General features: G+C 41.2%; 20 protein-coding genes. 7 read left to right on the top strand and 13 right to left on the bottom strand.

What is annotated here, in order from left to right; genetic code table 11:
- Nucleotides 1-556: 556 nt before the first annotated feature.
- Genes ACFSR5_RS08105 through ACFSR5_RS08095 form a run of 3 tightly spaced genes read left to right on the top strand, consistent with a single transcriptional unit; the run spans nucleotide 557 to nucleotide 3,172 of the window.
- Nucleotides 557-1,258, top strand: a complete 702-nt coding sequence (locus ACFSR5_RS08105) for a type 1 glutamine amidotransferase domain-containing protein (RefSeq protein ID WP_380902518.1) — start codon at nucleotides 557-559, stop codon at nucleotides 1,256-1,258.
- Entirely contained in the window at nucleotides 1,258-2,196 is a 939-nt protein-coding gene (locus ACFSR5_RS08100) for an NAD-dependent epimerase/dehydratase family protein (RefSeq protein WP_380902516.1), read from the top strand. The genes ACFSR5_RS08105 and ACFSR5_RS08100 overlap by 1 nt, the downstream gene beginning before the upstream one ends.
- Nucleotides 2,197-2,212: 16 nt before the next feature.
- The gene (locus ACFSR5_RS08095; protein WP_380902514.1) at nucleotides 2,213-3,172 is read left to right on the top strand and encodes a helix-turn-helix domain-containing protein; all 960 of its coding nucleotides are present in this window, start codon (nucleotides 2,213-2,215) and stop codon (nucleotides 3,170-3,172) included.
- 52 nt (nucleotides 3,173-3,224) lie between these two features.
- Here ACFSR5_RS08095 and ACFSR5_RS08090 read toward each other — a convergent pair whose 3' ends face one another.
- The 13 genes from ACFSR5_RS08090 to ACFSR5_RS08030 all read right to left on the bottom strand — a co-directional run bounded on the left by ACFSR5_RS08090 (nucleotide 3,225) and on the right by ACFSR5_RS08030 (nucleotide 13,146).
- Nucleotides 3,225-3,692: a cyclophilin-like fold protein gene (locus tag ACFSR5_RS08090; protein WP_380902512.1), complete on the bottom strand. Its 468-nt coding sequence runs from the start codon at nucleotides 3,690-3,692 to the stop codon at nucleotides 3,225-3,227.
- Between the two features lie 7 nt (nucleotides 3,693-3,699).
- Nucleotides 3,700-4,758: an alpha/beta hydrolase gene (locus tag ACFSR5_RS08085; protein ID WP_380902510.1), complete on the bottom strand. Its 1,059-nt coding sequence runs from the start codon at nucleotides 4,756-4,758 to the stop codon at nucleotides 3,700-3,702.
- Nucleotides 4,759-4,769: 11 nt separating this feature from the next.
- A complete protein-coding gene (locus ACFSR5_RS08080; RefSeq protein WP_380902508.1) occupies nucleotides 4,770-5,333 on the bottom strand; it encodes a sugar O-acetyltransferase in 564 nt (187 codons plus the stop codon).
- A gap of 94 nt (nucleotides 5,334-5,427) precedes the next feature.
- On the bottom strand, nucleotides 5,428-5,952 hold the full coding sequence (locus ACFSR5_RS08075) for a GNAT family N-acetyltransferase (protein ID WP_380902506.1): 525 nt from the start codon (nucleotides 5,950-5,952) through the stop codon (nucleotides 5,428-5,430).
- Nucleotides 5,952-6,854 carry a helix-turn-helix domain-containing protein gene (locus ACFSR5_RS08070; RefSeq protein ID WP_380902504.1) on the bottom strand — a complete coding sequence of 301 codons (903 nt, stop codon included), beginning with the start codon at nucleotides 6,852-6,854 and terminating at the stop codon, nucleotides 5,952-5,954. Before ACFSR5_RS08070 ends, ACFSR5_RS08075 begins: the two co-directional genes overlap by 1 nt.
- A 22-nt stretch (nucleotides 6,855-6,876) precedes the next feature.
- Nucleotides 6,877-7,590 carry a hypothetical protein gene (locus ACFSR5_RS08065; protein ID WP_380902502.1) on the bottom strand — a complete coding sequence of 238 codons (714 nt, stop codon included), beginning with the start codon at nucleotides 7,588-7,590 and terminating at the stop codon, nucleotides 6,877-6,879.
- A 275-nt stretch (nucleotides 7,591-7,865) separates the two neighbouring features.
- Nucleotides 7,866-8,384 (bottom strand): hypothetical protein, encoded by a 519-nt coding sequence (locus ACFSR5_RS08060; protein ID WP_380902500.1) that lies wholly within the window; start codon nucleotides 8,382-8,384, stop codon nucleotides 7,866-7,868.
- Complete coding sequence (locus ACFSR5_RS08055; protein WP_380902498.1) at nucleotides 8,384-8,821, bottom strand: VOC family protein; 438 nt, start codon at nucleotides 8,819-8,821, stop codon at nucleotides 8,384-8,386. Before ACFSR5_RS08055 ends, ACFSR5_RS08060 begins: the two co-directional genes overlap by 1 nt.
- 29 nt (nucleotides 8,822-8,850) lie before the next feature.
- Nucleotides 8,851-9,306, bottom strand: coding sequence for a DUF1801 domain-containing protein (locus ACFSR5_RS08050; RefSeq protein WP_380902496.1), 456 nt, complete (start codon nucleotides 9,304-9,306; stop codon nucleotides 8,851-8,853).
- Between the two features lie 20 nt (nucleotides 9,307-9,326).
- Entirely contained in the window at nucleotides 9,327-9,812 is a 486-nt protein-coding gene (locus ACFSR5_RS08045; RefSeq protein ID WP_380902494.1) for a DUF4199 domain-containing protein, read from the bottom strand.
- Between the two features lie 117 nt (nucleotides 9,813-9,929).
- On the bottom strand, nucleotides 9,930-10,805 hold the full coding sequence (locus ACFSR5_RS08040) for an AadS family aminoglycoside 6-adenylyltransferase (RefSeq protein ID WP_380902492.1): 876 nt from the start codon (nucleotides 10,803-10,805) through the stop codon (nucleotides 9,930-9,932).
- A gap of 483 nt (nucleotides 10,806-11,288) precedes the next feature.
- Complete coding sequence (locus ACFSR5_RS08035) at nucleotides 11,289-12,272, bottom strand: MBL fold metallo-hydrolase (RefSeq protein ID WP_380902490.1); 984 nt, start codon at nucleotides 12,270-12,272, stop codon at nucleotides 11,289-11,291.
- Nucleotides 12,262-13,146 carry a hypothetical protein gene (locus tag ACFSR5_RS08030; RefSeq protein WP_380902488.1) on the bottom strand — a complete coding sequence of 295 codons (885 nt, stop codon included), beginning with the start codon at nucleotides 13,144-13,146 and terminating at the stop codon, nucleotides 12,262-12,264. Before ACFSR5_RS08030 ends, ACFSR5_RS08035 begins: the two co-directional genes overlap by 11 nt.
- Nucleotides 13,147-13,382: 236 nt before the next feature.
- On the opposite strand from ACFSR5_RS08030, the gene ACFSR5_RS08025 reads away from it, so the two are divergent.
- The 4 genes from ACFSR5_RS08025 to ACFSR5_RS08010 all read left to right on the top strand — a co-directional run bounded on the left by ACFSR5_RS08025 (nucleotide 13,383) and on the right by ACFSR5_RS08010 (nucleotide 19,814).
- Entirely contained in the window at nucleotides 13,383-14,234 is an 852-nt protein-coding gene (locus tag ACFSR5_RS08025; RefSeq protein WP_380902486.1) for a helix-turn-helix domain-containing protein, read from the top strand.
- A gap of 179 nt (nucleotides 14,235-14,413) precedes the next feature.
- The gene (locus tag ACFSR5_RS08020; protein WP_380902484.1) at nucleotides 14,414-15,013 is read left to right on the top strand and encodes an RNA polymerase sigma factor; all 600 of its coding nucleotides are present in this window, start codon (nucleotides 14,414-14,416) and stop codon (nucleotides 15,011-15,013) included.
- A 43-nt stretch (nucleotides 15,014-15,056) separates the two neighbouring features.
- Nucleotides 15,057-16,274, top strand: a complete 1,218-nt coding sequence (locus ACFSR5_RS08015) for a FecR family protein (RefSeq protein WP_380902482.1) — start codon at nucleotides 15,057-15,059, stop codon at nucleotides 16,272-16,274.
- A gap of 141 nt (nucleotides 16,275-16,415) precedes the next feature.
- Nucleotides 16,416-19,814 carry a TonB-dependent receptor gene (locus tag ACFSR5_RS08010; RefSeq protein ID WP_380902480.1) on the top strand — a complete coding sequence of 1,133 codons (3,399 nt, stop codon included), beginning with the start codon at nucleotides 16,416-16,418 and terminating at the stop codon, nucleotides 19,812-19,814.
- Nucleotides 19,815-19,816 lie beyond the last annotated feature (2 nt).

The raw sequence follows: 19,816 nt of genomic DNA, 5'->3' as shown, positions 1-19,816 counted from the left end.
GCTTGCGTGAGGATCTTAATTTATTTTTAACCATTGTTTCCAAGCAGATCATACTCTTGTTTTTTCCTATTAAACCTATCCATGACCCATGCTGTTAATTGGGATTTCAGAGAGGTTTAGTGAGATTCGCAACGAACAGATATTTTGAAGTCATTGGTTGTCATAATCTCTTGAATGATGAAATTTTACTTAAATCGTTTTTGTTGAGATATGACCAATTTTTTCGCCATTTAATTAAATTATTTAATATCAGCACATTAGATGTGTGTTAGTAAGTGGCTGTGTTCATTTTCGGACAGGTTTTTGTGCGAAAATGAACAGGAGTAATGTTGTTTGCCATAAACTGAAGACTGTTCAAGGGCGTGCATTTAAAAAGGTCTCTATGGAGTGGCCCTAAGAATGTGGCAGCCTGTGACGTTCTATGGCAGTGTTTGGCTGAACGGCTTAATTACAGTATTAGCAACACGGAGATTTTGTTACAACTTCCTTTGATATGGTTACATCTGTATCAACTTTCATTCGGAAATTTGTATTGAAAAAAAATAGGAATAGGACTATGTTGAAAATACTAATCATTGTAACTAATATTAATAGCTATACAAGTGGCAAAGAAACAGGATTGTGGCTGAGCGAACTCACACATCTGTATCATGCCGCAAAGGAAAAGGGTTATGACATTACTACTAGTAGTCCGAATGGTGGTAATATACCAATAGACCCCGAAAGCCTGAAGCCGCTAACACTGGACAAAATTTCCAAATCTTATTGGAGTGATACCTCTTTTCTGGAATTGCTCAAATACAGTAAAAGCTTATTCGAAGTTTCCAATGAGGCATTTGATTTAGTATATCTCGCAGGCGGACACGGTACAATGTATGATTTCCCTAATGATAAAACGATGCAAACCATCATCCGGAACCAATATGAAAACGGTAAAATGGTAGCCGCTATTTGCCATGGTGTTAGTGGCTTGCTGAACGTGAAACTATCAAACGGCGAATTTCTCATGAAGGATAAAAAGTTAACAGGCTTTAGTTGGTTCGAGGAAAGCCTTGCCAGAAGGAAAAAAGAAGTTCCCTTTAATCTTGAAGCCGGACTAAAAGAAAGAGGGGCTGATTACAAAAAAGCCTTTATCCCGATGACCTCAAAAGTTGTGGTGGACGGGAACCTCATTACCGGGCAAAACCCATTCAGTTCAAAGCAAACGGCAAAAAGGGTAATGAAAGAACTGGAAAGACAAACGCAAAATAAATATTGATGCAAACGATAGTAGGAGCCAACGGGCAGATTGGTGAAGAGCTGGCAAGGGAGCTGAAAAGAAATTTTACCTCTGATATCAGGATTGTAAGTCGGAATGCGAAGAAAGTGAACGATAGCGACACCGTGTTTTCGGCAGACCTATCTATCAGGGAGCAGGCAATAGAAGCGGTCAAAGGCAGTGAAATCGCTTACTTCACGTTAGGACTTCCGATAAGCTCGGATTTATGGGAAGAGCAGTTTCCGTTGATAACGCAAAACGTGATTGATGCCTGTAAAATCAATGGTGCAAAGCTGGTGTTTTTTGACAACACCTATATGTATCCGCAGGATGACCGGGTACTTACCGAACAAACGCCTTTCGCTCCCGTGGGCAGGAAAGGTCAAGTAAGAAAGGCAATGGCGGAAATGGTTTTAAGAGAAATACAGACGGGCGGACTGGAGGCCGTAATTTGCCGTGCGCCAGAGTTTTACGGTCCCGGTAAGACGCAGAGCATTACCAATACCTTTGTTTTTAATAATGTCAAAGAGGGAAAAAAACTGAAAGTCCCGCTAAACGATAGCCAAAAGCGAAGTTTGATTTGGACGCCCGATGCGAGTAGGGCAACCGCCTTAATCGGTAATACGCCCGATGCCTTCGGACAAACTTGGCATTTGCCTGTTGATGAAATTCATCCTACCTACAAGGAATTTATTGCCCTGGCTTCTGGTATTTACGGCAGGGAACTGAAATATGCTGTTATGCCGAAGTTCCTTTTTCAGATAGGTTCATTATTTAATAAAAGGGTAAAGGAACTGCTAGAGCTGTTGCCAAGATACGAACACGACAATGTGTTTGACGATAACAAATTCAGAAAGCGTTTCCCTGATTTTGAGGTAACCACGTACAGGGAAGGTATAGGACAGATTAAGAAAGAACAGCTTTCATTACAAAAATAAAAGCGATAATTTAGCGATGTATAAATCTGAAAACCAGCAAATGAAAGCTCCGGCAAAAGTTTCGTCGATAAGTGCATTGCATCAGTTTTTGGGATTGGCGAAACCATCCAATCCCCTCATTAGTGTGTTTAATTTCGATGCTGTAAAACTGGAACCGGAAACCATTTTAAGTGCAATTACCACCGATTTTTATGTGATCGCTTTAAAAAAAGATTGTGCAGGCGGCAAATGTAAGTACGGTCAGCAATACTATGATTTTGACGGCGGTATTATGTATTTCATTGCCCCGCATCAGGTATTGGAATTTGACGATATATTGCTCAACGGCGTAAAGGGATTTGTTTTGGTGGTACATCCCGATTTTCTTCACGGTTATGTCTTAGCTTCAGAAATCAAGGGCTACGGGTATTTCTCTTATGTCGCCAATGAAGCACTGCACCTTTCTGAGAAAGAAGAGAAAGCCATCCTACACATCATAGAAAATATTGGCAGGGAGATAGCCGACAATATAGATGGCTTTACACAGGATTTGCTCATATCCAATATGGATTTGCTGCTAAAGTATTGTGACCGTTTCTATAACCGCCAATTCCTGACCAGAAAGAAAGCCAACAGCGATTTGCTCACGAAGTTAGAAGCCTTGCTGGACGACTATTTTAAAACTGAAAGACTGGCAGAAAAAGGCATTCCTACCGTCCAGTTTGTGGCGGGAGAACTGCATTTAAGTCCCAACTATTTAAGCGATATGCTTCGTGTTCAAACCGGGCAGACCACGCAGCAGCATATTCAGAACAGGCTGATTGAAAAAGCAAAGGAGCTCTTATCCTCTACGTCAATGTCCGTATCTGAAATTGCTTATCAGTTAGGATTTGAGCATTCACAGTCCTTTCATCGTTTGTTCAAAAACCGTACAGCGGTTTCTCCGTTGGAATTTAGGCAATCTTTTAATCAATCTGCCATAAAAGGAAAAAGATAGCTATACCATCTTTTTCAGTTATTATTCCTTGATTGCCAAACAATGTTTATAATTATTCTCTCTCAAAAGTAACGATTACATTGCTTGAGCCCAATGCCGATGCCCATCCTGTTACATCATCTACAGCACCTAATTTCGTGTAACTGTACGATGTAGAAAAGGTTTTGTAAAACAGCACCAACGTTTTTGAACCGTACAGCATTAAATCCCCGTTTGTAATGGTTCCGGGATTGGATGATTGGGTTGGCAGGCTGCTGGACAAGTCATAGTATTTCTCCTTATTATTTAACTCCACCATATTGAAGGTTAACGGCAGCATTTCTAGAAATGCCTTTGCGGAATTGTTGACCAATAATGTAGCTGTAAAGGTTTGTGAACCTACCTTTATTTTTATTTTACCATTTGTCATAGGCGTATTATTTTCCATGTTGGGATTATCATCTTCTTTATTACAGGACGAAGCCGCACTTATAAAAATGGATGTCAAGGCCAAAAATAGTAACAATGAATGTTTTATCATCTTGTTGCTATTTTAAATTGTCTTTAAAGAATGTTTCCAACTTACTGAAAGGAATAATATCAACCTTGTCATACAAATCTACGTGTACCGCATTGGGGATAATCATTAATTCCTTTGGTTCAGAAGCTATTTTGTAAATGTCTTCACTGAAATAACGGGAATGTGCATTTTCCCCTGCAATAAGTAAAATAGGTCTTGGCGAAATTTCTTTGATGTAAGATAAGATTGGCATATTCATTAATGAAAAACCATTGGTCAGAGTCCAGGCTGCATTAGAATTGATAGAGCGTGTATGAAAGCCTCTCTTGGTTTTGTAATAATTAAAATAATCTTTTACAAATTGCGGTTCATCTCCTTTCAATGTATCCGGATTTGGGCAGTTTCCATAAGCAAGCGTTCCTGTTTCTGCATCCTTCCAACGTTGCTGGCTCATCTGCTCCAATGTTTTTGTACGTTCCTCCAAGCTTACTTTATCGTAATATCCTTTTGACGAAGCACGTGGAATATCATACATACTTGTAGTAGCTACCGCTTTTACCCGTTTGTCAATAGCTGTCGCATTCAGTGCAAATCCTCCAAACCCACAGATACCAATGATACCGATTTTGTTTCTGTCTATATTTTTCTGTATGCCAAGAAAATCTACTGCGGCGCTGAAATCTTCTGTATTAATGTCAGACGAAGCAATATTTCTCGGTTCGCCGCCACTCTCACCCGTATAGGACGGGTCGAATGCCAGTGCAATAAATCCACGTTCTGCCATTTGGTTGGCATACAATCCCGATGATTGTTCTTTCACAGCTCCGAACGGTCCACTGATGGCAAGTGCCGCCAAAGGCTCATTACCGTGGTTTTTCGGGATGTATAAATCGCCGGATAGTGTAATGCCGTAGCGGTTTTTAAAAGTCACTTTCTCGCGGGTTACCTTGTCGCTCAACTCAAACGTATAATATTCTGTTTTTACTGTATCGTTCATTTTCTCTGAATTTCTATTGTTTGTATGCTGTGTGCAGGATTGCCCTAAAAGCATCAGGCTTACTACTGCTAAAACTGATAATCTTTTCATATCTCTCTATTTTAAATTGACTTAATGATTTTTGCCGGAATGCCGCCTACGACAACGTTATCGGGAACATCCTTTGAAACGACCGCGCCTGCGGCTACTATGGCATTTTCGCCAATAGTTACGCCCTGCATAACGGTAGCACCTGCGCCAATCCAAGCATTCTTTTTGATATGAATATGCCCGGTGGTCAGCGTTGCCCTAGTTTCGGGCGTTATGGGGTGTCCCTCTGATAGCAGGCTGACCTTAGGTGCGATCAGTACATGGTCTTCAATCGTGATACCGCCCAAATCAAGCAATACGCAATCGAAGTTGATAAATACATTTTTTCCAATTTTTGTGTGCCGACCGTAGTTGATGTGTAGCGGTGTAAATACAGTCGTGGTTTCGTCAATCCGGCTGCCTGTAATTTGACGTAATATCGTTCTTGTTTCGCCGGGCTCGGCTGCGTTGTTCAACTGACGCAGCATTTTTTTTGTATCGTTACACGCCTGTACTATTCTGGAATATTGAGGGTCGCTGAACGGTATGCTTTCCCCATTGCGTAATCGTTCAAAAATATCTGTCGTTGTTTTCATTGCCTTACTTTTTACGATACAAAGTTAAAAACAAAGCCTTACAGCGGTTTTGCTGTAAGGCTCAAATTACTTTTCCGTAAGGCTCAATCTCAACTTACTGAATTCCCTGTTTTATTTGTAGCTTCATCATTATATCGGTCTGTTCGTCATCGCCTAATTTGAAAATATGCTGGTCAAATTCAACAAAACCATTTTTCTTGTAAAAGCGGATTGCTCTTGAATTTTCTTCCCAAACTCCTAACCATACATAGTCGGCATTTTTCTGTTTGGCAATTTCAATCGCCTTTTCATAAAGCACTTGTCCGACTTTTTTACCGTGAAATTCCCTAAGAACATAAATGCGTTCAATTTCAAGTGCTGTGTCGTCCTGCAATTCTGTTTGCGATTGCCCGAAATTGATTTTCAAATAGCCGATTACGTGGTTATCAAATAGCGCAAAATAAAACTCCGAACTTTCATTGTTCAGTTCTTCCGTCAGCTTTTCTTTGGAAAATCCCTCTGCTAAATAAGCGGCCATATTCTCTTTAGTATTGCGCGAAGAAAATGTTTCTGAAAAAGTTTTCCGGCCTATTTGCTGAAGTTGTTCAATATCTTTTAAAATTACTTTTCTGATATTCATTATTGATGTATTTCCGTAGGTGGTATGCCATATTGCTTTTTAAATGCAGTCGAAAAGTGGGAAAGGTTTTTAAAACCTACTTCCGTATAAACTTCCTGTACCTTTTTCTTTTCTTCTTTGAGTTGGATGTAAGCCATTTCCAGACGTTTATTGATGAGCCACTTTTGGGGTGTAAGGCTGCTTATCTTTTTAAAATCCCGTTTGAATGTTGCGAGACTTCGCCCCGTAAAAGCTGCGATCTGTTCCATTGAAAGCTCCTGCATATAGTTCTCGTTCAGGAACTCCAGCAGGTCAATTTTCCACGGGTCGGCAAAATCAAAGAGTATCGGATAAAATTCCTCCGAACTGTTGAGCAAAGCATACATGCCTTCCAATAGTTTTAAATGTATTACGCCCTCTGTCGGCTTTACATTGCTGTCAAAATATGGCGTTAGCGACTGGAACACGCTCTCAATTGCAGGGCTTGGCTTTAGCTTGAATACTTTTTTATCGGATACAGGCACATCTTTGGGTATATGTGCCTTATTCATCTTGCTGTAAAATTCCCGTAATACATTCCGTTGGAATGTCAGCGAAATGCCTTTGTAAAAATCTGCGCCTTTGCTGTTCTTAAACATTTGCAGACGGTTATCCCGCCTGATGAATGCACATTCTCCAGCTTTTAGAACGGTCTTTTTATTCCTGTCAATAACTATCTGTTCGCCCGAATAAATATAAACCAATACGTGTTCGGGTTTGGAGTGTACACAGTGTGCGCCATATTCGGAGAAGCACGAAAGGAATATGCCCGAATAGCTTAAGGTGTCGTGTTTTTCTTCTTGCTGTACATTCATATTCTGATGGCTTTGTAAGCATACAAATTTAGAAATTTTGTAATTGGTTTGCTTTTCTGTGAGGTTCATTTTGTTTTACTGTAAGGCTCATTTAATTCCTATGTTTCAATAATTGCCTAATTGAAGTAAGATGCCCAAACACAATCACAGGAACAATAAAAGTTGGTAGCCAACTAAAAGGGAAATGCAATATGGCGATATTCGGTTGGTCAAATGCAAATTTTTGTACCGGAGATGGCGCGGATAAAAAAGCATTTAGCACAATGTTTATCAAAAGCCCGAGACAGATTATATTCCAGATCAAAATTAGCTTTCGGTCAATCTTACCTTTTACCAACCCAAAGTATGCGACTATTGGTGCTGTTATACCTGCAATAATATCCAAGTTCCGTCCTTCAAAGGTCATCAGTTCAGGTGTTGCTTTGTATAGAAAAAGCCAGAACAATACCAGTTCCACAGGTACTCTTACTATATTTAGATAAGTAAGGTCTATTAAGGGAAAACTGTCGATAAACTGCCGTCCTTTTTGTGTTACGAACAAACCTACTATTGTAAATAGTGCAGGTAATATCCCCATTAATAAAATAGTTGGCGGAAAAAAGTCAACATGGGCGCTATAAACATTCTGAAGTGTCGAAACCGCTTGAATAATCAACCATACTATTAATCCGATTAAAATTTTAATCGAGTTTTGCTTAACTGGTTGGAAGTTTGATTTTGTGATAGTCCAAAAGAACAACAACAGCGTTAGGACGGTCGTCAGTCCAAAAATAATAGGAATGTATAAGGGCAAATATTCTAACATGCTGATTTTAAAAATTACAAGTTATGAAGATTCAGGCGTTTTCATTGCGACACCTTTTGACATAGAAGCCCCGTTGTCGGTCATATTATAAAATGTGAATACAAGTGCGCAAGGAGGTGCCTTGGTGTATATACATCACCGGTACGTTGTCCGAACTTACTTTGTAGCACAGCCGATTAAGAATAATATTTTTATTCATAAAATGCAGTAATAAGGGGGTTCATTTTGGAAAAGATAGATTTTTCTACCTGGCTATGTTGCATTTTTCAGCTATTTTATTTTTTGACTTTTTTCAGGGCGTCCAGATATTTTTTCTTTACTCCGTTGTCACTTTCCCTTTCGCAAAGGAGTTCAATCTCGGACAATAGTTTCTTATTGATTTCTGTTTTTAATTTTACAATTTCTGCTAACGCGTAAGCGGTTGCCCAGCGTACTACGGTACCATTGTTTTCGGCATTGGGCAGGAGATTGGCGATTGATTTTTCCAGATCACCCGGGAAAAGTGCGGCAATGTTTCCGATCACTTTGGCGCTTTCCCATTTGAGTCTTGGCTCATCCTCTTTCAAGGTTTGGGTGACGTACTCCAACAGGATCTCGTCGGCAATGCCCGGTGACTTTTTGGTGGCAAATTCTATGGCCTCGATGCAGGTCGCTTTGTCGGCAGGTTTTTGTCTGTTAGCAAAAGCCAATAGTTCATCCGTCGGAAGCGAACCGTCCAATAACCACTGGCCAAGGTTTTTAACCTTCCACTTGGCTTTAATGGCCTTATCCTTAAATAATGCGTCAATACTCATTATCCGTGCTGTTGCGTTTCAAAACTGACCATCCAGTTGATCCCGAACTTATCGGTCAGCATCCCGAAATAGGAGCCCCAAAAAGTGTCCGCCATGGGCATCGTTACCTGTCCGCCGGCTGAAAGCCCGTTGAATAACTTGTCGGCTTCCTCCCTGCTTTCTGAATTGACGGAAATAGAGAAATTATTACCTGCCGAATAATTGGATGCCCACTCTCCGCCGGTGTCACTACCCAAAAGGATAGTCTCTTTGCTGATGGGTAAAGAAATGTGCATGATCCTGTTTCCTTCTTCTTCAGATACATTTTTGTCTCCGTCTGTCGGCATATCCCTGAAGCGTCCAACGTACGGGAATTCGCCGCCAAATACCGATTTGTAGAAATTGAATGCTTCTTCGCAATTTCCGTTAAAGGTTAAATACGTGTTTACTGTTGCCATTGTCTTTGATTTTTTGATGGATATAAAGATTATTTTTTCAGTTTACTCTCGTATAATGAAATCCACTGTTCCACGCTCATTTTTTTCATCAGTTCGCCAATGAGCCCGAACGGGATATCTTCCGGTTTTTTAAACCGGATACAACTTTTACCCATATCCAGCTTCTGCCCGCTGTGTTTCGGATATTCCGAAACGAACCATTCCAATAGTGCAGGATCGGAATATATCCCCATGTGGTAGAGGTTGAGGGAGTTCTTCTGTGAAGCGATTCCGGCAAAGGGAAGTGGTTCGGCAGGCTTGCAATGGTAGCCTGCGGGATAAAGGCTGTGCGGGACAACATACCCCAAACCGCCGTAACTGATTGCGGCAATAAACCCTTGGGGCAGGTTTTGCACTATGGTATTGTGCAGTTTACTAAAGGCTTCTGACCGGTCTTTCGGGACATTTGCCAGGATTTCTTCAACGGTATTTCCGACGGCTTTCATAATATATTATTCCAGATCGATTACTTTTTCCTCGTGCGTAAAAATAGCATAACCATGGCTGTGGTGACTACGCCGAATACAAAGAAAAAAATGGTAGAGCTGACGGCGTAGCTTTTGTAATTAAAATGGGCTTGTGCATCGGCAGTCGTTTTATAATACTCCAGTTCCACCGAACGTTTGATCACATTCGGAAAGTATTCGGGGGTGATGACATAGGAAATGATCCACTGCGTAAGCGGGCTTAAAACAGCAAGGAGCAGGGAAAGAACGATTCCCGAGATCAGGCCCTGTTTATAGGTCATACTTCCATTGTAAAAATTCCTCTTTTTGTCTTTTAGCGCCAGAACCATAAACCAGATTGCGGGGAAGACAAAAAGGTTGGTAAGGTAAAGGTGATAGTCTATATATTTTCCGTGCAATCCGCTCAGCTTTTCCAGGAACATCCACACAAGGGTCATGATCGCGAAGAATACAGCCCATTTGATCTCAATTTTTATGTTTTTCATCTCTAAGGATTTGAAGCCTTCCCGCTTTTCAAACATTGAATACATATAACTTGGATTATTTACATCCTCCTTCAGAAACGCTTCACCTTCCTGTATATATCCGCTAGTTTTCTAATCTTATAGTTTGTTCAAATAGTTTTCTTTACAATAGCGCAAATACTTTCTTATATCAGTTTCTAACTTTATAGGATACTCGTACCCTAATTTTTCTGCCAATTGTTGCCCTATTTCTGATGCCAAATCAGCCATTTCAAACAAAGCATTCCAATTATCTTCCATATTACTCCCAGAAAATGTTTGTTCCACTTTCTTCCATATTGTGGGTGTAAGGTATTTTTTAAATAATCTTCCGAATTTATTTGTTGTTATTTTCCATTCGTGCTGGCTGGCTATATACCATTCAATTAGAGGGATCAAATAAGCGGTTCGGATATTGTTTTCCGACATAAATTTTGCATATATCAGTTCTTTCCTAACGAGACATTTTGCTACATACGTTGTATCCCACCAAAAATCATTTAAAACTTGTCTAAACTTCTGCTCCGTTGGCATTTTGATAATAGAAGCTTGATAAGTCGGCTTTTTCATGTCTTGGGTTATGCTATCTTTATCAACCAAAACTTTATAGCCAATATCCCAATCGTCACACAATTCGTGTTGTTGGACTTCTTCTAAAAATTCTTTCTTGCTATACAGTTTGAAATCTACCTTCACATAATCGTCGTACAAAACCATTTTCATTGCGTGCTTGTAATCAAAATGGGTTTCATCTTCTTCAACCATTGCTATAGGATTGCCGAAATGTTGTGTCCAATTATTTTCTGAGATATATGTATCGTTTTGCTCGAAAACAAGTTCAATATCCAAATCACTAAATTCATCTGTCGGGGCTAAGGGATTAACAAGCGAACTTGTTAGCAATACTGCTCTAATGTCCCGATTGTCTTCTGCCCAGTCAATAATACGCTGCAATTTTTCGTCTCTATTTTTCATGCTATAAAATGCCAATATATCATAAAAACCATTAATTTAACGTACAATATCTGGGATCTCATTTAAGCTTTGGTTCCGCATTCGGCTTATCATAATTAGTTTGGTAACGCTTGTTTATACGAGAAATATTTTGCTCTAAAATACAGAATGTCCTGATAAATTTCTACCTGTTACTTTCAAAAGTTACGTCTTTGTAGGCATTTTTCTTACTGTTAACCCGTGTGCATAAATCTGAAGTGGATTTATTTGGACAAAACGCTAGTTGTTAGAATCGATCGTTATTTCCAAGAAAAGGGACGGAGTTTATTTATCTCCGTCCGAAGGATTTTGGTTGAATGAATGTTTGAAATTAAAACGGTAGATTTGGATCGTCAGGGCCGGGTGGGGAAGGCCTTCCCGTCCATTAATGGCACATGTTGGTATTTACCATCGGGACAATTTAAAAAGCTCGAATTGTTGTTTACGTTGCGCGCAAAAAAGTGATTACCACAGACCTCGCCTATGATGGATTACCCATCGGTACATGCCAAGGACATTAAGTTTGCTCATGGTTTCGAAACCAAACCAGCTTTTCACTTCGTCGGAAAACTTAATATTACGATACAACTGATCCCAGCTCTGTCCCTGCCTAACGAGGTCCAGTACCTGTTGGTGTAGATCGACGAGATAGTCGCGTTCCGCTCGTATATCGTCGAGCGTAGCAGCTGTATAATGTCCAACATCGATATGGTCCACATCTTGTTTCAGGACCCAGTCTAAGGTTTCTATCCAACCGTCATAATGGAAGTCCAAAAAATCGTTGTAAGGCATGGTTTTCGATTGTCCGATATCCGTCAATTGCAGGGCTTTATATTCCGGAAAAAGTACAACTGACATGTTGTTGGAATGACTCGGGGCGATATGCTTTACTACCACCGTCTCACCGCCTAATTTAATGATAAGCTGTTCGTCGAAAACTATATCAGGTATTGCTATCGGGAGTTTCTCGCCAATGATGGGTTCTAATCCTTTCTTCTGTACAATGACCTTGGCTCCATCTTTCTGAAAGACCTGGGAACCTCCAGCATGGTCATAATGTGCATGGGTAAGGATGACATATTTAACCGGCACGTTGAACCGTTTCTTTATTTCATCATTCAACCAAATGGCCGCTTGTGTTAATGCCGGGTCTATTACAATAGCCCCTGCTTTGGTAACTAAAACCAAGCCGCTGTGTAGGGCAGGCAGCGTGCCGTTGGTATGGCGGTACAAATTGCCTTTAACAAGGGTAAATGTTTTTTCAAGCGTACTATCCGGCTGACCGAATACATCAGGTAGCACCTCCCGGTTTTTGTAAGGAGTGTGGTCCACATATTCGGCACCGATCAGTGTTGAATCTTGTTGGCCGAAAGCTTGGCCCACGGCTATGAATGATAAAATAAGCAGGAGGAGTTGGACCTGTTTCATTTTCGAATGATCATGCTTCATCGCTGTATCTTTTGTTTCGTTTGATTGTTTTGTTTAAGCTAACCAATATCAGTAGGGTAAAGATTGGGTAAAACACGAGATTGGTGGAGCCCGCAAAATTGAGTAGGACGGCCAGCCCGAAACAAAGCATTCCGAACGTAAAGATACTGAGCAACAGGGCATAGTTGAACCATATTTTGTCGGCATACAGTTTAAATTCTCCACTAGCTAAACTAATGGTCAGGAAGGCTGGTACGGCTAATTCCAGTATACCTAGTATATAAATCATCAAAGCTGTGCCACCAGGCAGATCGGCGATAAAACTCTGACTGAACATGTTCACATACCGGTTGATCACTTGGTCTCCTCCAAATATTTTAGCCCAGCCGGGCATACCCATCGTGTAAAGAAGGATAGCATACAAGGGCAATAGCACGATGGAATTAAATAGACCATTGGTTTTTGTACGCTGTCCTACTAGACTATATAGTACCAGATACAGTAGCATGCTGAAAAAAAACAGCAGTGCGGCCCCTTGTTGGTTACTGACAATGCGCATCAAACCACCATAAATTGTTCCTGCAATAACGAACGAAAGGAGTGCCCATTTTAGAAGAACTGCATCTTGGATTTGCCTGAACTCTCGCCGTAAAAATAAAGAGGCTAATATTAATAGGGCTCCAATTCCGAGAAAAAGACCCACCAGTCGGAACCCCATCATTACGAAAGTGGTAAGCGCTTCTTTTGGTTCTTTCGAAAGTACATTCTGATAGTCTAAAAGTTGAGACTGATCACCGCTGAGCATGCCCCAAGCATGGGCTACAGAAAATGCGCATAACCAAAAGGCTACTACTGCTACCGCGGCGGAAACAATATTTTTTTGAAATTTCAACATCGTTTATTTATGAAATGATGACTTAATACTAAACCTAAAGTTACTAAAGCACGAGTTTTCATTACTTATCAAAATCCTTAAAAAAAAGGTAAAAAAGCGAAGTTTCGCATTAAATTTCTTTTTGCAGCCAGGTGTTCCTTGAAAGAGATGGTGTATTCGAGGGGAAGGCGCATGAATTTGTAAGAGATGGTGTCTTTAACTTGTGCCTGCTATCGAAAAAGTATATATTTAAAAATATGCAAGAAAAAGAAGAAGCTGAAATGCTAAGAAAACGTGATAAGAGGGATGAAATCGCATTTGGCTCCTTTTCCAGCGCGTCAAATTTGCACGAAGAGGTCGAATCCCGTGTACACATGGGGTACTATTTTGTTGTGATGGGAGAGCTTACCGGAGAGACTGGAGCGCGTAGCAGCTCCATTATGTTTCTCCATCGCCGAAATTTTTTGAACCTGGATTTTATTATGCAATCCGGAGTGTTCTTTGGGTTCCCGCCTAGTTATTTTAAGAGCTACAATTTGGTCGGTAAACTTAGGACTTTCGGGTTCATTGATTATTCCCCGAAAGAAGCTGTACCTCTCTCCAACGAAGAGAAAACGACAATTAATCAGATTTTTAATCTCATCGAACGGGAATGCGAACGAAATGCTGATGATAAGACAAAAGATATTCTGTTTGCTTCTCTTGAGTTGTTGATATTTAATGTAAGCAGATTCTATTCTCGTTTCTTTAATGAGCAGTCTCGTTATTTATTATCCGTTAGAGAAAAGTTTAAGTTGCTACTTGAACATGCGTTTGATCTAAATGATCGGAGAAATTCACAAGTGCCGAGCTTGATAGACATGGCAACGCGCCTGAATTGTACGACTCGCTATTTGAATGATGTTATGCTATTTACCGGCGACAAATCGGCTGCGGTGGAGATTGAACAAAAGATTGTAGAAGTAACCAAAAAGTTGCTCGCCGAGTCAGAACTTTCTGTCGCCGAGATAGCATACAAAATTGGCTTTACCGAACCTCAACACTTAAACAAGCTGTTTATTAAAAAAACGGGTTTGACACCGATGGAATTTCGTATCTCATTAGTTTGACACCATTTGTTCTGCTTTATTTACACGAATATTCAGGGATCGATTCTCTGTTCTAATTTTTTTTTCATCAACGTATTGAACGCTCATGTTAATTGTTAATATAAAATTAACAAGTGGAAGATGTAGATTCAAAAAGTCTTATATTAGCTTTGCATGGGCTAAAGATTACATGCAATCTCATGAGCGAAAAAGAACAGTTCAAATTATACGAGTCTCTCCGTATGGGCGATGAAAATGCCTTTAAAAGTCTCTATGGTTTGTTTTTTGACCGCATAAATTTTGAAGTATGTCGGACTGTTAGGTGCCAAGAGCAAGCAATGGAAGTCGTCCATGATACCTTTCTTGCTTTATGGCAATCTCGGGAAGAGGTCGGAGAAATTCGTAATATGGAAGCTTATCTAGTCACAATAGCCCGCCGCCTCTCGCTTAATCAGCTTAAGAAAAACGTACGTAGAAGTGTTCTGGAGAAAGAGTTTTGCCTGTTGAATAATGAGGAAAAGTTGGGTACGCCATTAGAAAACCAAGAAGTGTTGTACTACAGTTGGTTGGATCAAGCTATAGAAAACCTACCTCCCCAACAACAACGTGTTTATAAACTTAGCAGACATGACCGGAAAAAATATTTGGAGATCGCAGAAGAGATGCAGATTTCCCGGGACACGGTCAAAAAATACCTCCAGTTGGCTGCGGACTCGATAAAGAAGTTTCTAATCAGTAACAAAGATTCGATTGTGTCTATTATTTTTTGTTTTTTTATTTTCCCAGTACCCCCTTTTTAATCTGGGAGTTGTCTTGTAAGAAAAGCTCTAGCTTTTAAGCAAAATGCAGGACGACAAAGAACTATTTATACGGCTATTATCAAAAAAGATTCACGAAACTATTAGTGATCAAGAACAGGTTGTTCTAGATCGGCTATTTCACTCGATTCCGGAGGGGGAGCAGAACCGATTGTTCAACGAAATGCTTGATACGGATAGCAAAGAAGCCTATGTAGCGTCATCAGCCCTCGATTCTACAGCCCGCGAGGAAGTAATACAACGCATTTTTAAAGACAATAGATTGGGACCTCAGAAATCAACGAAAAGCCGTCCGATCGTTTACAGACGATGGATATCTGTTGCTGCTTGTTTGGTCATCCTGTGTCTAGGCTCGTGGATTTTCTGGCCCGATATTGATTTAAAAACTGATTCGGAGAATGTAGTAGCGGGCATTGGTGAAGTGGAAGATTTATCGCCTGGTGGCGAGCGTGCGATTGTAAAGACCCAGGATGGGAATTATTTTGCGCTAGATTCTATAGAAGTTGGCGGAACAGCAACTGGTCCGAATTTTAAAATCGTCCGTTTGCTGACGGGTGACCTGCAATACCAAAGTCTAGGAGGCTCAACCATGCACGGCCGGCATACCATTAGTACGCCACGAGGGGGCACGGTTAATTTTATTTTGCCCGACGGAACTAAAGTTTGGTTAAATGCAGCATCTTCGTTAGTGTTCAATTTAAATATGAATACGGCAGATCGCATTGTAGAGATCACGGGTGAGGTATATTTCGAAGTTTCCAAACGGAGACAACAGCGGTTTATTGTGAAAAGTACCCTTGGCGAAATAGAAGTCTTGGGAACAAAGTTCAACGTGAACACCTATAAACGAGATAAAGGTGAAGTCGGTCTGCTTGAGGGAAGCATTAGACTAAAGACAGAAAAAGCTGTAGTCAATATGAGGCCTTCTGAACTAACCACGATATCTGCAGACGGGAGTCTGCGTACAGCAAGCCGGAAAGATATACAACAGATCGTTATGTGGAAGCAGGGAATATTCAACTTTCAAAATGCGAATGCATATCAGGTGGCAGATGAGCTGTCCCGCTGGTATGACATTCAAGTAAAAGTTAAAGGTGGAGTGTCCCATCATCAGATTAACGGTCAGATTAGGAAAGACCTCACTCTGTCGAAGATGTTGGACATGCTTGATTACCTTGGACTAGCCGGGTCCTATAGAAATAACGAATTGATTATTAACGTAAAAAATGAGAAGCCTATGTAAGTATAGAACAAACTATCAGACAGGCGAGATTAGCAATCAGGAAGTGCGGGAACACTTCCTGAGCCAAGTGACTCTCGTCCATTAGAAAAACAGTTACTGACATTTACTATTTATTTAACAGAACTAAAATCGAACTAAAATATGCATTTTGATTTGAAAGTTTATGGACATCATCCAAATAAACTTCGCCGACTTTTAGGAATTATGAAATTTGCCGTTGCAATTCTTATCCTTTCGTTAACTACGGTAAGTGCGTCAACTTTTGGACAGCGCTTTTCGTTAAATGACACAAAAGCAAACCTCACCACCTTGTTTACGAAAATTGAAAAACAGGTTCCTTACCGATTTGTGTATGATAAGGCAGAGATTGGAGAAGTGTTCCTTGAGAACGCCTATCTTAATTCTGTAGACCTTGAAACAGGTTTAGATATCATCTTGCGCCAGCACGGCCTGGACTATAAAATTGTAGACAACTATATTGTTGTAAAAAAAAGCAAAACGTATTTATCTCCGGTGCTGAAACCACTACAGACTATTTTTAAAGGTCAGGTGGTCGACGAAAACGGAAGTCCTGTAGAGGGCGTAACCGTGTCTCTGAAAGGAAGACGGGGACAAACGACCAATACTGCAGCCGATGGAAGTTTTTCTATTGCTTTGGATCCAGGCGCAGCTACTCTAGTGTTCGAGCATATCGCTTATGTATCGAAGGAGGTAGAAACAAAGGGACGTGCAACTGCAAATATTACTTTGCAGTCAAAATCTGGCGACATTGAAGAAGTCGTTGTTGTCGGATATGGTACACAGAGAAAAGCGAATCTGACTGGAGCGGTTAGCGCTATTTCAGGTAAAGAGCTAGAGAATCGGCCTATTGCAAACATTGGTCAGGGGCTCCAAGGCCAGATTCCAGGCTTAACGGTTCGAAGTACCGGCAATACTGCTCCCGGTAACCGGTCTCCACAGTTCCGGATCCGCGGGGTCGGTACTTGGGGCGATGCCAATCCGCTTATCGTTATCGACGGTATACCCGGTGGAAATCTCAACATCCTCAATCCTGATGATATAGAGAGCATTTCCGTACTGAAAGATGCCGCTTCTTCATCGATCTACGGGGTTCGGGGAGCAAATGGTGTCATAATGGTGACGACAAAAAAGGGATCTTCCGGAGTTACGAACATCAGCTTAAACAGCTATCTTGGATGGCAGACTCCTACTGCGCTTCCTGAATTTGTCGGTTCTGCAGATTACATGATGCTGCAGAACGAAGCGAACATCAACGCAGGACAAAACCCAACTTATACAGACCAGCAGATAGAGATAGCCAGAAATGGGTCAGATCCAAACTATTTTGCAAATACGGACTGGATCGAAGAGACCTATCGGAGAAGTGCGCCTCAGCAAAATCATAACTTGAGTCTAAATGGCGGAGGTGATAAAACGCAATACTATGCTTCTTATGGTTATTTAAACGAAGGTGGTTTAGTGGTGGGCGATAATTTTAAAGCACATAGGCATAATGCACGTTTAAGACTGAACACGCAGGTTTTAGATCGTCTAAATATCGACGGAAACCTTGGTTATGTAGATCGTTCATACGATGGCAGTGCCAACGGATTGAGTGCGTTATCGGGCGCTACAAGCATCCGGCCCTTAGTACCGGTTCGTTTCACGAATGGCAGCTGGGGGTATCACGGAGGTCAATCCAATCCCGTAGCGGTAGCCACCGATGGGGGGACAAACAGCTTTACTTCCCAGGAGATAACGGCGAATATCAGCGCGACATTAAACCTCTTTAAAGGCTTGGACCTGAAAGGTCAATATGGACTTGTTAAATACAATTCAAAAAGGACCACCCTTCAAAAGACAATAAAGTACTATAGTCCGGATGATAATGCGCTGATCTATCAAACAAATAATCCTAATAGGATCGATATGGACCATTATTCCGCTACTTACCAGACCTTTATCGGAACGGCTAACTATTCGAAGTCAATAAATGAACGGCATAATATAAAAGCGTTGTTGGGGTATTCCCTGGAGGAAAATGTTGGTAGTGATTTTGGAGCTTCTAGAACGTATCTCCCGGTTGACCTGCCATCGCTCGCTATTGGTACAGATAACCAGTTAAACAGCAGCGGGAGCAGACAAAATGCACTAATGTCATTTTTCGGGCGGGTCAATTATGACTTTGAGAATAAATACTTGATAGAAGGGAATTTCCGTAGGGACGGTTCTTCACGCTTCCATCCAGATGTCCGTTGGAACTGGTTCGGATCGTTTTCCGCCGGATGGGTCTTCAGCGAAGAAAGTTTCTTCGATGAGATTCGCGATTTTTGGAACTTTGGTAAGCTGCGTTTTTCCTACGGTACACAGGGCAATGATAAGGTATGGAGCCTACAAAAGGGCGAGGTGATGGATTACGGGTACCTAGCCGTGCTGGAGCCCGTGCAGGTAACAAGCAATAATCCGATCGGTAATGTGGGAAGGGTTGGTTTCAGACAAACCTACATTCCTAACCAGACCGTGACATGGGAATCCTCGGAGAAGCTGAACGTGGGAATGGATCTTGCGTTTTTATCTCGTCGTCTGAACGTTACCGCGGAATATTTTATAAACAACACAAACGATATCCTTTTGAATCCGCCGCTGCCCGATGTTATTGGTGTAGGCAACGGCTACCCACCACAAAACGTAGGCTCTGTGCAAAATAAAGGGTGGGAACTGAACCTAGGTTGGCAGGACAATATAGGAGATTTCGGTTATCGGGCAAATGTTAATCTCTCAGATGTACGCAATAAAATTACCCGATTAGAGGATCACGCTATGAACCTCGGCGACAGAGTTCGATTGGAAGGCCATCCGCTGGACGCTTTCTATGGATTTAAAGCAGATAGAATTGCGCAAGAAAGTGATTTTAACATTGTGGATGGCGAGTACGTACCTAAGTTTCCATTTCAGAAAGGTGATCTTGTCGCACCTGGGGATTTGATTTACGTGCCAACGGATCCAAACGCGACCGAAATAACTGTTGGCGCGGATAGACATATTCTCGGAAGTGATATTCCGCGCTATACATACGGATTCCGTGGAGACCTCAACTATAAAAGTTTTGATTTTAGCTTTTTCTTACAAGGTGTTGGGAAGGCAGACGGCTACTTAGCAGGGAACGCCAGACACCCGTTTATCAATAACAGTGCGATGCCGCAAAAGGTACACTTGGACCGATGGACACCGGACAATACCGATGCGAGTTATCCACGTTTCGTTTATATGAAAGTTCATAACACCCGTATGTCCTCTAAGTGGATTGAAGATGCATCGTATTTACGGCTCAAAAACGTACAGATAGGCTACACTTTTTCGCCCGAATGGACAAAAAAGGCACGTATATCTAAACTGCGGATCTATGCATCTGCAGACAATCTTTTTACTAAAACAAATTTCTTCTATGGCTATGATCCGGAAGTTCCAGTCGCCAATTCGGGACAATACTATCCGCAGGTCAAAACATTTGTCCTAGGCCTAAACGTTAATCTTAAGTAATT

It is taken from the genome of Sphingobacterium suaedae (genome assembly GCF_042684625.1).
In the GTDB taxonomy this organism is placed as follows: Bacteria; Bacteroidota; Bacteroidia; order Sphingobacteriales; family Sphingobacteriaceae; genus Sphingobacterium; species Sphingobacterium suaedae.
Note: the sequence above shows the minus strand (reverse complement) of the source record. Positions and strands in the feature narration are given on the sequence as shown.